This is a genomic window from Butyrivibrio hungatei, from assembly GCF_900101605.1.
Taxonomy (GTDB): domain Bacteria; phylum Bacillota; class Clostridia; order Lachnospirales; family Lachnospiraceae; genus Butyrivibrio; species Butyrivibrio hungatei_B.
On record NZ_FMUR01000007.1, the window covers coordinates 61,243 to 76,184 of the forward strand.

15 protein-coding genes are annotated in these 14,942 nt (G+C 40.7%); 8 read left to right on the forward strand and 7 right to left on the reverse strand.

Features of this window, described 5'->3' with window-relative positions; translation table 11 throughout:
* Position 1 precedes the first annotated feature (1 nt).
* A complete protein-coding gene (gene pncB, locus BLP87_RS06275) occupies positions 2–1,207 on the reverse strand; it encodes a nicotinate phosphoribosyltransferase (RefSeq protein WP_074461927.1) in 1,206 nt (401 codons plus the stop codon).
* 34 nt (positions 1,208–1,241) lie between these two features.
* Positions 1,242–1,760 (reverse strand): adenylyltransferase/cytidyltransferase family protein, encoded by a 519-nt coding sequence (locus tag BLP87_RS06280; RefSeq protein ID WP_074461928.1) that lies wholly within the window; start codon positions 1,758–1,760, stop codon positions 1,242–1,244.
* Between the two features lie 165 nt (positions 1,761–1,925).
* On the opposite strand from BLP87_RS06280, the gene BLP87_RS06285 reads away from it, so the two are divergent.
* Positions 1,926–2,810: a biotin--[acetyl-CoA-carboxylase] ligase gene (locus tag BLP87_RS06285; RefSeq protein ID WP_074461929.1), complete on the forward strand. Its 885-nt coding sequence runs from the start codon at positions 1,926–1,928 to the stop codon at positions 2,808–2,810.
* Positions 2,811–2,875: 65 nt separating this feature from the next.
* On the opposite strand, the gene bioB is transcribed toward BLP87_RS06285, so the two are convergent.
* Complete coding sequence (gene bioB / locus BLP87_RS06290) at positions 2,876–3,835, reverse strand: biotin synthase BioB (protein ID WP_074461930.1); 960 nt, start codon at positions 3,833–3,835, stop codon at positions 2,876–2,878.
* Between the two features lie 150 nt (positions 3,836–3,985).
* On the opposite strand from bioB, the gene BLP87_RS06295 reads away from it, so the two are divergent.
* Complete coding sequence (locus BLP87_RS06295; RefSeq protein ID WP_074461931.1) at positions 3,986–4,522, forward strand: biotin transporter BioY; 537 nt, start codon at positions 3,986–3,988, stop codon at positions 4,520–4,522.
* Positions 4,523–4,542: 20 nt separating this feature from the next.
* Here BLP87_RS06295 and BLP87_RS06300 read toward each other — a convergent pair whose 3' ends face one another.
* Positions 4,543–5,709 (reverse strand): serine hydrolase domain-containing protein, encoded by a 1,167-nt coding sequence (locus BLP87_RS06300; RefSeq protein WP_074462043.1) that lies wholly within the window; start codon positions 5,707–5,709, stop codon positions 4,543–4,545.
* 211 nt (positions 5,710–5,920) lie between these two features.
* Here BLP87_RS06300 and BLP87_RS06305 point away from each other — a divergent pair, with 211 nt between their 5' ends.
* From BLP87_RS06305 to BLP87_RS06330, 5 genes are all read left to right on the forward strand, one after another.
* Positions 5,921–6,541 carry a GDSL-type esterase/lipase family protein gene (locus tag BLP87_RS06305; RefSeq protein WP_074461932.1) on the forward strand — a complete coding sequence of 207 codons (621 nt, stop codon included), beginning with the start codon at positions 5,921–5,923 and terminating at the stop codon, positions 6,539–6,541.
* Positions 6,542–6,644: 103 nt separating this feature from the next.
* The gene (locus tag BLP87_RS06310) at positions 6,645–7,946 is read left to right on the forward strand and encodes an ATP-binding protein (protein ID WP_074461933.1); all 1,302 of its coding nucleotides are present in this window, start codon (positions 6,645–6,647) and stop codon (positions 7,944–7,946) included.
* A gap of 330 nt (positions 7,947–8,276) precedes the next feature.
* Positions 8,277–8,615 carry a hydrogenase maturation nickel metallochaperone HypA/HybF gene (locus BLP87_RS06320; RefSeq protein WP_074461935.1) on the forward strand — a complete coding sequence of 113 codons (339 nt, stop codon included), beginning with the start codon at positions 8,277–8,279 and terminating at the stop codon, positions 8,613–8,615.
* Between the two features lie 44 nt (positions 8,616–8,659).
* Positions 8,660–9,607, forward strand: coding sequence for a GTP-binding protein (locus BLP87_RS06325; RefSeq protein WP_074461936.1), 948 nt, complete (start codon positions 8,660–8,662; stop codon positions 9,605–9,607).
* Between the two features lie 90 nt (positions 9,608–9,697).
* Complete coding sequence (locus BLP87_RS06330) at positions 9,698–11,119, forward strand: sensor domain-containing diguanylate cyclase (RefSeq protein WP_074461937.1); 1,422 nt, start codon at positions 9,698–9,700, stop codon at positions 11,117–11,119.
* Between the two features lie 63 nt (positions 11,120–11,182).
* Here the strand turns inward: BLP87_RS06330 and pta are convergent, their stop codons facing one another.
* Complete coding sequence (gene pta / locus BLP87_RS06335) at positions 11,183–12,166, reverse strand: phosphate acetyltransferase (protein ID WP_074461938.1); 984 nt, start codon at positions 12,164–12,166, stop codon at positions 11,183–11,185.
* 139 nt (positions 12,167–12,305) lie between these two features.
* On the opposite strand from pta, the gene BLP87_RS06340 reads away from it, so the two are divergent.
* Positions 12,306–12,539, forward strand: coding sequence for a hypothetical protein (locus BLP87_RS06340; protein ID WP_074461939.1), 234 nt, complete (start codon positions 12,306–12,308; stop codon positions 12,537–12,539).
* On the opposite strand, the gene BLP87_RS06345 is transcribed toward BLP87_RS06340, so the two are convergent.
* Both BLP87_RS06345 and BLP87_RS06350 read right to left on the reverse strand, forming a co-directional pair.
* A complete protein-coding gene (locus tag BLP87_RS06345) occupies positions 12,540–13,145 on the reverse strand; it encodes a YgjV family protein (RefSeq protein ID WP_074461940.1) in 606 nt (201 codons plus the stop codon).
* A gap of 302 nt (positions 13,146–13,447) precedes the next feature.
* Positions 13,448–14,734, reverse strand: a complete 1,287-nt coding sequence (locus tag BLP87_RS06350; RefSeq protein ID WP_074461941.1) for an aspartate aminotransferase type Ic — start codon at positions 14,732–14,734, stop codon at positions 13,448–13,450.
* Positions 14,735–14,942: the final 208 nt, after the last annotated feature.

Below are 14,942 nucleotides of genomic sequence, written 5' to 3' on the forward strand. Positions count from 1 at the left end.
TTCATACCTTCTCGTGAGTCATTCTCCAGTCGATACATCTCTGAAGATAATCAACATAATCGGGGTTCTTGCACATTCCTTTGCCTGCTACATCTGAGATCTTAGCTACGTCCTGACCGTTGCAGGCGGTAGTCTTCATAACGATGTTAAGTGCGGGAACTTTGGTGTCGTTTGCGATATATGTTCCGATACCGAAAGCAACTTTTGCTCTTCCCTTGAAGTGAGCATTGATGTCGTTTGCACGCTTGAAATCAAGGCTGTCACTGAACAGGAGAGTCTTGGTTGCAGGATCGATACCGAGGCTCTTGTAGTGATTTATCATCTTCTCGCCCCATTCGATCGGATCTCCGCTGTCATGACGAACACCTGAGAAAAGAGTTGAATAAGTGAGCTGGAAGTCGCGGAGGAAGCAGTCGGTTGTGATCGCATCCGTAAGAGCCGTTCCGTTAAGGATACCGTACTCTTTTACCCAGTAATCAAGAGCATACCAGTTTGAATATGCCGGATTGTGCTTGTGATTGCCCTGTCCTACGCACATGATCCATTCGTGAGCCATTGTTCCCACGGGATTTACACCGAGTTTTTTGGCCAAAAGAACATTTGAAGTTCCCACAAATATTGAATCGCCGAGGTTGGCTTCTTTGAGTTTCTTTACCGCAAGTTCCTGTGCTTCGGCTGAGAGTCTTCTTCTCAATCCGAATTCGCTGAAAGCGCCGATGTTGTAAGTCTTATCGGAAAGAAGCTTTATCTTTTCATCAAGCTTCTCTTCAAATGAAGCAATGAGTTCCTTGTAATCATATGCCATTCTGAAATAAACTTCGTTTACGATGGCAAGAGTAGGAATCTCATACAATGATGTGTTAAGCCAGGTGCCGTTTGTTTCGATTGTAAGACCACAGTCTGCGTCGGTTCCTATTGTGAAGTCCTCATATCTGGGGTGCCAGAGACGAAGAAAGTCTACATAAGATTTTTTGATCCATGTGACTTTGGAAAGATATGTAAGTTCATCTTCCTTAAATGTGAGATTGCAGTAAGCAAGAATCTGATTTTTGATCTCATCCACCATCTCTTTGGTGAATTTCACATCTTTGTTCCTGCATTTGAATGTCCATGTAGTCGTGTAATCAGGAAAGTTGTGATAGATTGCCTGACCCATTGAAAATTTGTAAAGGTCTGTTTCAAGAAGGCTTTGAATAATGTTTTCCATAATTGGCTCCTTTTTAAAAAAGTGTTTTTATATATTATTTGAGTTTTCCTGTTGATCTCAGGTACTCGAGAAAAACACTGTTTATTTCATTTTCATGTTCGTTTGGATTGTTTCTTATTTCTGTTCCGGAGGTCTTTATCACCTGCCTGTCGACGAGAGTAAAAGTGTGATCCGGGTAAATGGCTCCCAATTTGTCGACATATGAAGGCTCGCCCGTATACCAGGTAAAGTGTGCGCTGTCGGGACTTATTCCTGCGTTGGCAAAAAGTTCATCCCCCCACAGAACCCAGTTTTCATGGGTGAAAGTTCCGTCGAGACCGAGTTTTTTATCATCGATCTTAATTACAATAATGCGGTCCTTATCGTTTTCATACATTTTTTGAACAAGACGTATTCTTGTCTCGAAATCAATAAAGTCGCGACCTCTGTCGGCCTGATATCCGCAGACGGCAAGAATGATCTTGTCGTTTTCATCAAGAGCTCTTTTTATCAGAGACTCATGTCCTTTGTGCATCGGTATGAAACATCCGAACACAATTCCAATTTTTATCATTTGGTTTCCTCGTGATATTTCGTTTTGGGTATTATATCACTTTTTTGTCAGGATTTAAAAGTTTAGTAAAAAAAATTGTAACTATTCAGAGTCAAGACTCGGAAACGCAGATGTGTTAATATGTACATAGTTTGTTTGATTATGTCGGGCAGAAGGAGATTATGCATGAGTTCAAAAGACAGGGTGCTGGATTTTTTGGAAAAAAATAAAGAGGACTACATCTCGGGAGAATTTATGGCAGAGAGTCTCGGACTGTCCAGAACCGCTGTGTGGAAGGCGATAAAAGAGCTTAGAAATCAGGGGTATGTGATCGAGGCATCCAGTAAAAAGGGATACATTCTCGGAACATCGAACGATATAATTTCTGAATCGGGAATAATTGCGGAGCTTTCGACATATTCCGGCAATGGGGCTTCCGGGAAAAAAGAAAAGATTTATAACGCGATTCTTTCGGCTGAAGGAATGATACATATACATGAAACGCTTGATTCGACCAACAAAGCCGCAAAGGAGCTGGCAATTGCGGGGGCGACCGGCGGAACGGTGGTCATTGCCAAGAGTCAGACTTTGGGAAAAGGAAGGAGAGAGCACGAGTTCTTTTCTCCCGAGGGCGGAATTTACATGAGTATTATTCTGACCCCTGTGATGCTTCCAAGTCTTGAACCCGATGTCATTACGGCGCTAGCGGGAGTTTCAGTCTGTGAAGCTGTGCAGGATCTATGCGGGATTGTGCCGAAGATAAAACCTGTGAACGATCTTTTTGTCGACGGTAAAAAGATCTGTGGAATCCTTACAGAGTCGGGAACAGAATTTGATACGGGAACAGTGCAGTGGATCGTTATCGGTATCGGCATAAATTTTGATTCCGATATCAACGAATTTCCTAAGGAATTGCAAAGCATAGCAGGTTCACTTTTTGAGCCCGGGAAATCATCCGTTACAAAGAACAGACTCATTGCTGCCATCATATGCAATCTCTCAAGACTTGGCACAGAGAGCACCAAGGAAGTATTGAAAGCATATAATGACAGACTTATCTGTAAGCATTAGTGCACGAATAAGGTTATCGCAATAACACCCCACCCCTGTATCTGCACGCCGGCGGGGTGTGGGTGTTATTGTGCGATTTCGTATCCGAGAGAGCGGATGTTCTCAAGGTCTTTTTCAAGCGAAACACCTTTTACGGTGAGCATGTCACCTGAAATTGTGGCATTTGAGCCGGACTTGAAAAAGGATATGCCGGCATCTTCGATTATGTCTCTGCCTGCCGCGAAGCGGATCTCAGACTTGGGAAGGATGAATTTGAAGACGGCAATGATTCTTCGGAGTTCATTTTCGGAAAGATAGGGATAGGATTCCATGGGAGTTCCTTTTATGGGCTTTAACATGTTGATCGGGACTGATTCGGGATTTACTTCTCTTAAAGCAAATGCCATTTCAATCCTGTCTTCCCAGCTTTCTCCGACACCGAAGATTCCTCCGCTGCAAAGTTCGAGTCCCGCTTCATGAACAAGCTTCATTACTTTTATTTTTTCGTCTGTGGTGTGAGTTGTGCATAACTTTCCAAAGTACTTGGGGCTTGTTTCAATATTGTTGTGCACGCGTTTTACACCGGCTTTTTTTAATTCTTCGAGGTCCTCTTTTGTTAAAAGTCCCAAAGATACGCAGGGGATAAGATTTGTCTCCGATACGATTCCTTTTACGTTTTCGCATATCTGTGAAAGTTCTTTTGCATTTACTTTTCTTCCCGATGAAACCTGGCAGTAGTGGGTTATTCCGGTTTTGTTGCGCTTTTTTGCGTCAGTTACAACGTAATCAGTATCCCTGACTTTATACTCGGGAATCTCGGCACTTGAACAGCTTGACTGCGCACAGAACTTGCAGTTTTCAGAGCAGCGTCCGCCTTTTACGCTCATAATGGCGCACATGTCAAAACTGTTTCCGTTATATTTTTTTCTTATTTCATCTGCTGCACAAGCAACTTCTTCGATATCTTCGTTTATCAGGAAAAGAGCTTCTTCTTTGGTAATGGTTGAACCGTTAAGTACTTTTTCTTTTAATTCATTTACAGTCATAGTTTGTCTCCTTTTATCGTGGCAATTGAGTATTAGTATAATCAATAAAAGTGCATTGTCAACCAAAGAATAAAAATGGTTGACAATAATAACGCATGAATATATACTTCGTTAAGTGTGAAAATATTTAGAACAAAAGAGGGAAAAACAATGACTGAACAGAGTAATAAGACCAAGAGACTTGTAGTAAGTGCTCTTTTTGCGGCACTTTTATGTATAGGAGCATATATCAGCGTTCCGCTTCCGATTCCCGGAGCGCCGCATATAACGATGATAAATTTTGTGTTATTGCTTATCGCTTTGTTATTTAATGTCGGAGAGTCATTTCTGATTGTTGCGGTATGGATGCTTCTTGGAATTGTAGGTATTCCGGTGTTCATAGGCGGAAAGGGCGGAATAGGTTACCTTATACAGCCCTGGGGAGCTTATACATGGGCATTTATCGTAGTAGCGGTACTTATTCCGCTCATCCGCGGAAAGTCCTACAATCGAATCAGATATACCGTCAGCGCAGTCATCGGCGTTATAGTCATAGACATAATAGGAATGATATATCTTATGGCAATGTCACACTATGACTTGGTGACAGGCTTTGCAATGGGATTTGCGCCGTTTATTGTTCTCGATCTTGTCAAAGCAGTCGTTGCAGCGCAGATAATACCTGCATTTAAAAAGGTACTTAATTGATATAGCAGTCGCAAAGGCGATCACGAGAAGATAATATTCTTAAGCTTTCTTGTGAGCGGGCCTGTTCCGTAATCGTAGCGCTGAACCATCATAAGGAAAGTTGTGTTGGTCGCGGGATCGTTTGAGAAGTGTGCACCAAGCCAGCCGTCCCAGCCGTATTCACCTTTGTTGGCAATAAGTGAGGCTTGTCTCGGATCATCCAGAACGCGCATGAGGTTTCCGTAGGTATATCCTTCAAGTCCCTGCCAGCGATCAAGGTCAGCCTGCTGAGTGGCGTTAAGTTTACCGGAAGTCAGATACTTAACGCTGTTTGGAGTAAGGATCTGCTTGCCTTCATATGTTCCGCCGTTAAGAAGCATCTGAGCGAAACGTGAGTAATCATCTATTGTGGAGAAAAGACCTGCTCCGCCTGATTCAAACGGATTTGGATCGCCGTTATTTCTGATGGCAAGGTTGTCACCATAGAATTCGACAAGCTTGCCTTTTGTATTTCTGTAGGCTTTTGCAAGGCGGTCTTTTTTGTTCTCGGGAACATAGAAATCGGTATCTTTCATATCAAGAGGCTCAAGAATTCTTGATCTTACAAAATCTCCAAAGCTCATGCCCGAAGCTTTTTCAATAACGGCACCGAGCACATCCGCACTTGTACCGTATTGGAAATGACTTCCGGGTATGAAATTAAGCGGGATCTTTCCGAGTTCTTCGGCAAATTCCATTGTAGTCATCATTTTATCCGAACCGAGTTTTTTCTCCATCTTATTCATAAGACGTCCGACTTCGACTTCGGAAGCGGTGTTGAGCCCGGGATATACGAGTCCTGATGTCATATTAAGGAGATCGCGAATTCTCATTTTATTATCTGCGGGGACTTTATGAACCTTGTCTTTGCAAAGATAGGTCTGCTTTTTATAGCTTTCGATATAGTCGCCGACGGGTTCGCTGAGGTCGAGAATTCCGTCCTCTATGAGTATCATTGCGGCAACCGCTGTAACCGGTTTTGACTGCGAATATAATCTGAAGATATTGTCACGACCGATCGGAGTTTTGTTTTCTATGTCGGCATAGCCGCTTTTGGCAAAAAAGATTTCTTTTCCGTCCGTTATCTCAAGTGCGATAACACCGGCAACTTCGCGGTTTTCTACGGCTCTGTCCATGCATTCCTGAATAAGTTTTTGCTTGTCTCTCATAACATCTTTCCTTTCCTGAGCACGTGACATGGGGACGGTTCTTTTGTCTCCTTTCGCGAAGCGAGAGGAGACAAAAGAACCGTCCCCATGTCACGCGAAATTTTATAAATATGATTGTAATATGAAATGCTTATGTCTGCCTATAAGATGTCAATATTATACAAAATAAAATAAGGATAGCATAATGGAATTATCAAAGGAGTACAAAAACATGAAAAACATACTTGCGTTTGGTGATTCAAATACATGGGGACTTATCCCGGGAACAAAAGAAAGATATTCAAATGAGATCAGATGGACGGGGCTTGTTCAGAATAAACTTAATGACACGAAAATAATAGAAGAGGGACTTTGCGGAAGAACAACCGTATTCGAAGATGAGATAAGACCTTTCAGAAAGGGTGTTGATACACTTCCTCTTATCCTTGAGAGTGCATCTCCTTTAGACGGAGTAATCATAATGCTTGGAACCAATGACTGCAAAACCTACTACCATGCCAATCCGCACGTTATAGGAAAAGGCCTTGAGCGTTGCATCGAAGAGATTGAGAAGTATGTTGCGCCGGAGAAGGTTTTGGTCGTATCACCAATTCATCTTGGCGACGATGTGTGGCAGCCCACAAAGGATCCAGAGTTTGATACGGATTCTGTAAACCGCAGCAAAGAGCTTGCGAATACATACAAGAAGATCGCAGAAAAAAGAGGAAATACATTCCTTGCAGCTTCTTCCTACGCTTCTCCAAGCAAACGTGACGACGAGCACCTTGACGAAAAAGGCCATGAGGCACTTGCAACCGCAATCACAAGAAAGATTGAGGCTATGCAGATTTGATGACAGCAGCACTATCTGAATAAAAATACAGGCAAAATGATGCCAAGTTCATATAACTGATATATAATTTACGTATCAATCATATGTATAATTGGAGAATGTTATGGAACAACTGGTATCAAATTTGCTGATTTACGGAGATCTTCCCCAAAATTCAATATTGATGCAGCTTGCATCGGTTTTTAAGGATTTTCACTCAAATGATTATGACAAGACAGACCTGACTACGAGAATATACAAGCAGATAAAGCGTATTCTCGAGTTGGGAACGGATTATGCTTTTGACAAAAACTTATGGCATAACTATCTGACTTATCTTTTGATCATGCAGGAAAATCCTTTTTCTTTGACATGTGAAAAAGTGGGAAGCAAGGATGGAAGCGTAAATCATTTTGCCAAGAGCGATTTTGGCGTGTATAAAAAACTTTTTGAATATGATTTTTCAGAGATAGAAGATGCGCTTGAGATAGATTGTTTCTCATGTATAACGGATTATAAGGCAATTGAGAAGCCTGAGCTTATGTACAATCATAATGTGAGCGAAAAGGTCAGAGGCCTTTCCGAAAAACTTGAAAAAGCTAAGGATGAAAATGAATTTTTTGATACCGTGACGAACTTCTACAAGGAGATCGGTGTGGGCGCGTTCGGTCTTAATAAGGCATTTAGATTGAACGAAGGAAATGACGGAAAGATTCTTTTCTCATCAATAAACAACATGGACAGTGTTGTGCTTGACGACCTTGTGGGATACGAAATCCAGAAGAAAAAACTTGTTGAAAATACCAAAGCGTTTGTTGAGGGAAAGAAAGCAAACAACGTGCTTTTGTTCGGCGACAGCGGTACGGGAAAATCGACAAGCATAAAGGCTATCGTAAATGAGTTTTACGGTGACGGTCTTAGAATGATCGAGATATATAAATATCAGTTCAGGCTGTTATCGGGACTTATCTCGCAGATTAAGAACAGAAATTATAAGTTTATTATCTATATGGACGATCTTTCTTTTGAGGAAGATGAATCCGATTATAAGTTCCTCAAAGCGGTCATTGAAGGCGGTGTTGAGACAAGACCCGACAATATCCTTATTTATGCGACGTCAAACAGAAGACATCTTATTCGCGAGACCTGGAGAGACAGGAACGATGTTGAGCAGAATGCCGACATTCATCATTCGGATACAATGGAAGAGAAGCTGTCGCTTGCAAACAGATTCGGTGTGACGATCGGATATTATAAGCCTTCAAGACAGGAATATTATAATATTGTCAAAAAATTGGCAATCAGGAATAAAATAGATATGAAGGAAGAAGAATTGTTTAGAGAGGCAGACAGATGGGAAATGAATCATGGCGGAATCTCGGGTCGAGTTGCGCAGCAGTTCATCAACCATTTGCTTGGTCTGTGAGTAAGAAGAGGATTATGGCATCCACTTTAGGTTTGGACAACCTATGGCACAGCCGTTCAGATAATTGTTTCTTACTTCACATGCTGCATTTCTGCAATCGCTGCATTTGAAAGTGTAGTGGTAGGAGTATCTTTTTTTGCAGAATTTACAACAAAAAGGCATATTGCTGTTTCTGGCATTAAAAGTGCGGCCGCAGCCAATGCATATTTTTGTGATATTATGTGACATGGCAAGCCCTCCTTTAGGTAATAATATTATCTTTTTAAAGCGGGATTTATTCAATTAAAATGCTATAAAATGATAATGAAAATATGATGTGTGGTGAATAATATGCATGAAATGAGTTATGTTACAAGGATAGTAGCGATGGCTATGGATTCTGCAAAAGACAGCAAGATAAAGAGTATTCATGTTCTTGTCGGCAAAACAAGCGGAATATTGCCTTATTATTTAAACAAGTATTATACGAAAGCTGTGGAAGGTACACCGCTTGCCGGATCGGAGCTTATATGCGAGGAGGTTCCCGTAAAAGCGCTGTGCGAGGAATGCGGAAAAGAGTATTTTCCCGACAAGAGCAATAGATACCTGTGCCCTAACTGCGGCGGGAAAAGAGCTAAAATAATAGAGGGCAAGGATATAGTAATAAAGAGTATAACAGTTGAAGATTGAAAAGCAGAGGTCGTAACAGGCCTCTGTTTTGGATTGGAGAAGAAATGACACGGGTCGATCTAATAACAGGATTTCTCGGATCGGGAAAGACAACTTTTTTAAAAAAATATGCCAAAAAGCTCATGGAAAAAGGTGAAAAAATCTGCATTATCGAAAATGATTTCGGAGCAATAAACGTCGATATGGTTCTTTTGCGGGAGCTCCTTGGTGATAACTGTAATATAGAGATGATCGTGGGCGGAGACGGAGAAACTGCACATCAGCGGAGGCTGAAGACAAAGCTTATAGCGATGGGAATGCTTGGATATGACAGGGTAATAATCGAGCCGTCAGGCGTGTTTGATCCGGATGAGCTGTTTGACATATTGTATGAATCGCCGCTGGATCGTTGGTATGAGATGGGGAATGTCATATGCATATATGATGCGGAGAATGATACGAATCTTTCGCAGGAATCAAGATATATGATGATGTCTGAGATTGCATCAGCGGGAGTCGTGGTAGTAAGTAAGTTAAATGAAGAGGATGTAAAAAGAAAAGATGAGATTCTAAGCAGAATTGAGTCTTTTATGGATGAATTTGATTGTTCGAGGGTGATAAGAAGCGAGGACATAATCATGAAGAACTGGGATGATCTGGCGGATTCTGATTATAACAAGATTATCTCTTCGGGATATAAGAAAGCCGATTATCCAAAGCGCATGCATATAGGGGATTCAGGATATCAGACGTTGTTCTATTTTGATTTTGCAATGGACAAAGAGCTGTTGCATGAAACGGTAATGAAGATATTTGCGAATAAGAAATGTGGAAACGTGCATAGGATAAAGGGATTTATCAGAGTAAGCGACAACGAAATGATCGAACTTAATGTTACCGGGAAAAGATATGACGCAAAGCCTGTAGAGACGGACAGGGCGGTACTTATAATAATCGGTGAAGCGCTTGATCGCGTAGAATTGGCTGAATATGTGGGGGAGCCATCCGTATAGGTGCAAAGTGCACTGTTTTATAGTATAATTTACGAAAGGAAGTAAAAAAGTATACATTCTAAAATATATGTTTGATTAAGGAGAATGCGAATGCCGGACAATCAGAACGACGGAAAAATTGGATACTCATCATCTTCTAATTTTGCGCCAAGTGATATTTTATATATGCTAAAAGACCTTCCGGATGCGTATTGTATTTTTAAAGTTATGACAGATCCTTTTGGTACGGTAAAGGATATGCTGTTTTTGTTTGCAAATGAAAAATATTCGCAGCTGGTCGGAAAACCATCTGCTGAGCTTGTGGGCAATACGTATTTAAAGACTGTTATGAACAGAGATGAAGACTGGATAAAATACAGTTATCAGGCTGCAATCCTAAGACAGTCTTCAACTATAAGAACTTATAGCACACAGCATGATAAGTGGCTTGAATACTGCGCCGTTCCTGTTTATCAGAAAGGTTTTTGCGCATTTATAATTCATGATATAACCATTGCAAAAAAGAGTGAGGATAACCGCGAGCTTGCTTCGAATACCAGCAAGCTTGTCATTGACTGCGCTACTGCATTATCATCTGCAGAGTTTGGAAAAGGAATACGAAAAGTTCTAAAGTTATTGGGACAGGCAATCAAGGCGGATCGTGTCGGAATCGTCGAGGTAAAAGACAAGAAAGTTGTTGATGTAAGAGAGTGGCTCAATGATGCCCATGCATCAAATCTTCCGAGCAGAAAAGATTTTGAGCGCATGAATATAACAGAGATGTGGGACAGACAGCTAAAGGGAAAAAATACGATAGTTATTAATGACACATCACTCATCCAGCAATATGAAGAAGAAGTCTATAATGAGCTTCTTGCGGGAAGCGTTTCAAGATATATAATTACAACACTTCGTGATAATGATGAGATAATTGGGTATCTTGTTGCGGACAATTATGAAAATACATTACCCATAAATGTCGCAGAAGTAATGGAATCCGTGGCAATTTTCATTTCTTATGACATGAGAAACAGGGCTCTTACCAAAGAGATGATGTATCTTGGAAGTCACGATGCACTTACGGGACTTGGAAACAGAAATTCTCTTAATCAGGCGCTTCTTGTTCTGTCGGGAATGTCCTCGGTAGTAGGTGTTTGCTATATAGATATAAATGGTCTAAAAGCTATCAATGCCAATGAGGGCCATGATGCCGGAGATGAGAAGATTAAGGAGACGTCGGCAATTGTAGCTTCTGTGTTTAAGCGTAAGAATTGTTACAGAATAGGTGGAGATGAATTTATAGCAATTATTCCCGAGATAGCGGAAGAGAAGTTCGAAGAGCTCGTAAAAAAACTTCGCTCTAAACTTGAAAAGGTTTCTGCAGCGACCGGATATATCTGGCTCGAAGATTCCAGAGAAATAAATAAAGCGGTTAAGAAGGCTGATGAGCGTATGTACGAAGACAAGGCAGCCTATTACAAGGACAAAGAGCACGAACGCAGAGGAAAACACGAACTACAAAATGAGGAATAAAAAATCACCCCATAAAAGTCGGAAAATCTGACTCTTATGGGGTGTTGTTTATTCAAAAAAGTTTTATGCAAGAGAAGCCGTAATGATAGACATTGAGTAAACTTCAATTGCGTTGCATCCGCGTGAAAGGTCATTGATAGGAGCGTTAAGACCAAGAAGAATAGGGCCGTATGCTTCAAAATTACCCATACGCTGTGCAATCTTGTATCCAAGGTTTCCTGCGTTGATGTCAGGGAAGATGAATGTGTTTGCATATCCTGCAACAGGTGAACCGGGAGCTTTCTGCTTAGCAACATTGGGAGCTACCGCAGCGTCGAACTGAAGCTCACCGTCAATCGGGATATCAGGATAACGCTCCTGAGCCTTCTTGGTTGCGTTCTGCATCTTTGTAACTGTTTCATCCTTTGCAGATCCCTTTGTTGAGAATGAAAGGAAAGCAACCTTGGGATTTACACCAAATCTCTGTGCGCAATTTACTGTCTCGCCACAGATCTCAACAAGCTCGTCTTCGTTGGGGTTGATGTTGATACCGCAGTCAGCCATAGCGATAACTTCGTTCTCCCCTGTAGCTGAAGGACGAACAAGAATAAAGCATGATGAAACAATAGTGTTTTCAGGCTTTGTCTTGATAATCTGAAGTGCAGGTCTAACTGTATCTGCAGTAGAATATGTTGCACCACCGAGAAGACAGTCACCAAGCCCCATCTTTACAAGCATTGTTCCGAAATAATTTGTCTGCTTAAGAATCGGAATAGCTTTCTCGGGAGTCATTCCCTTACTCTTTCTAAGTTCACAGAAAGTATCAACCATTTCGTCAAATCTATCATAATTTTCGGGATCGATAATCTGAGCGCCTCTGATGTTATATCCGGCATCCTCAGCAGAACGATTGATCTCATCGACATTTCCGAGCAATATAGGTTTCAAAAAGTTTCCGGCGAGAAGACGTGAAGCGGCTTCCAAGATTCTGGGGTCTGAACCTTCGGGAAAAACTATAGTCTTCGGGTTTGCCTTAAGCTTCTGTATCATATCACCAAATCCGTACATTTATTATCCTCCTTTTATATATCAGGTATTTCTTAATATGTAAGCGCATACATATTCTAGTCCTATTATCAGGAAAATAATTTGATTTCACTCAAGTTTTACATTAGTATAAAAAGAAAAACAGGAGAAATTTTTAAATATGAATCCAATGAATTTATTACAATTACAGCAGCGTTTTCAGATATTCCAGCAGGAACATCCCAAGATCATCGCATTTTTCAAGGCAATAGGAAATGATTCCATGAAAGAAGGAACGATTATTGCCGTGAAAGTTACCACACCTGACGGAAAAGAGATAGAGTCAAATATAAAGATAACCGCAAATGACATTACAACTTTTCAGCAGCTGATGGAGATTGCCAAAAACAGGTGATCAGAAATTTTTTTTGTAACAGCTTTCATATTTTTCAAATCCAAGCTTTGCAAGATATTTCATATGATGCTTATCGGGACCGCTATAGGTAAGGGTTTTTATTCCGTCAGCAGGAAGCTTTGAATACAAAAACTTACCTATAGAAAAGTCTCTGAATTGAGGAATTGAATAATCTAAAAGAATGTCGACGTTGTTATCTGCTTGTTTTTTTCCGAGAAATACACCTGCAGGTGTTCCTTCGTGAAGAACCGCGTAGCCGACATCTGCAGATTCAAAGTTGGTATTGATACCCGGAAAACACTTGGAAATATCCGCTGCGTAATGATTGAGGAAATGTTTTATCACAGAATCATCCTTGGTTATTTTTATGCAAGTGTATTCAACGGATGTATTGCTCAGCTTTACAAGATAATAGATGTTTATCAAAACGAGGCATATATTCATTATTGCCGTGGGATATGAGTGAATGATAAACGCATATATTGTGAAGATCACACTGCCTACCGAATTTACTATCCTTAACTTTGCTACAGATGCCATAAGGAAAGAAACAAGTACCAATGACGATCCCAAATAACCGATCGTTTCTATAAATGTATTATTCATAACAATGCTCCCAATAAATATAAAAAAATATTTGATATACGTATGATAACAAAAGATTATACGATATTCAAATTATCAGCCGGACAGCACATTGGGCGGTTGACCTCATATTTTGGCAATGTTAGAATTAAGCCAAAAATCTGAAAGTTTTTGCACCGATACATATCATTACCGGAATTCTTGGTATGAATAATTTCTTTGATCTTGCAAAGAAGAAAATTCCTATTCAATAAAAGAACTCGGACATTTCAAAGTAGAATGTCCGAGTTTTCTATGTTAAGTAGGAAATTTCTTTTATGAAATCAGGCTTTGGCCAATATCAATTTCTCTAAGTATGCGATCCTTGCACAGACTGTAAATATATCTGCGGCCTGCTCAAGCTCTTCAAGAGGTGGAAGAGAAGGAGCAAATCTGATGATCGAGTCATTAGGGTCCATATGATAAGGGAATGGAGCACCTGCCGGAGTTAAGATCACACCTGCCTCTTTTGCAAGCTCAACGATACGTGAAGCGGTTCCCTTAGGAGCTTCATAAGTGATGAAATAACCACCCTTTGGAGAAGTCCATGTTCCGCAACCGGCATCACCGAGATCTCTTTCCATAGTTTTGATGACCATCTCAAATTTAGGTCTTAAGATCTTGGCATGCTTTTTCATGTGTTCGTCAACAGATTCAACATCCATGAAGTATCTTGCATGACGGAGCATGTTGATCTTATCAAATCCGATCGTCTGAACGGTAAGAGTCTTCTTGAGTTCCTGTCTGTTTGCGTTGTTGCATGCGATAGCTGCGATTCCGCCACCTGCGAATGTAATCTTTGAAGTTGAAGCAAATTCAAATACAAGACTCGGATTATCTGCTTCTTCACACTCATGAAGGATATTTAAGATCTTGCATTTTTCTTTATATAAATGATGTACGGCATAAGCGTTGTCCCAGAAGATCCTGAAATCTTTTGCTGCAGGCTTAAGGTTTGCCATACGACGTACAACTTCATCAGAATAAACAATTCCTTGAGGGTTTGAATATTTCGGAACGCACCAGATTCCCTTGATGGAGTCATCTTTTGACACGAGATCTTCGATCATATCCATATCGGGGCCGTCATCGTTCATCGGAATGTTTATCATTTCAAATCCGAAGTGCTGTGTTATCGCAAAGTGTCTGTCATATCCGGGAACAGGGCAGAGCCACTTAACTTTTTCAAGTTTACACCAAGGTGTGCATCCGCCAAAACCAAACATATATCCGCGTGCAACAGTATCAAACATTATATTTAAGGAAGAGTTACCGCAAACGATAACCTGCTCGGGCTGACAGTCCATTATCTCGGACATTAAGTGCTGAGCCTCAACAATACCTTCCAAACAACCATAGTTTCTTGTTTCAACGCCGTTCATGCATCTCATTAAAGACTTACCGTCTAAAATATCAAAAATAGGCATAGAAAGATTGAGCTGCTCAACAGAGGGCTTACCGCGGCTCATATCAAGCTTAAGGCCTTTCGCTTGCCACTGTTTGTATTCGTTAGAAAGAACCTCTTTTTCCTTAATTAATTCATCTTGTGACAGTTCACTGTATTTTTTCATAAATCAATCCTCTACATATTGTATACAAGTATTTTGGTATGTATCTAACATATTATTGCAGTATCGTCCTGACAAGTCAAGTACAAAAACTTCCTGCGCCCCTGTGACGCGCGGATGCGGTATTTTTGATATAATTAAGTTGAAGGATATGGACAATTGCATTTTGAAAAATACATGACAGGGGTAATTTTGAATTTACCGAATGGAG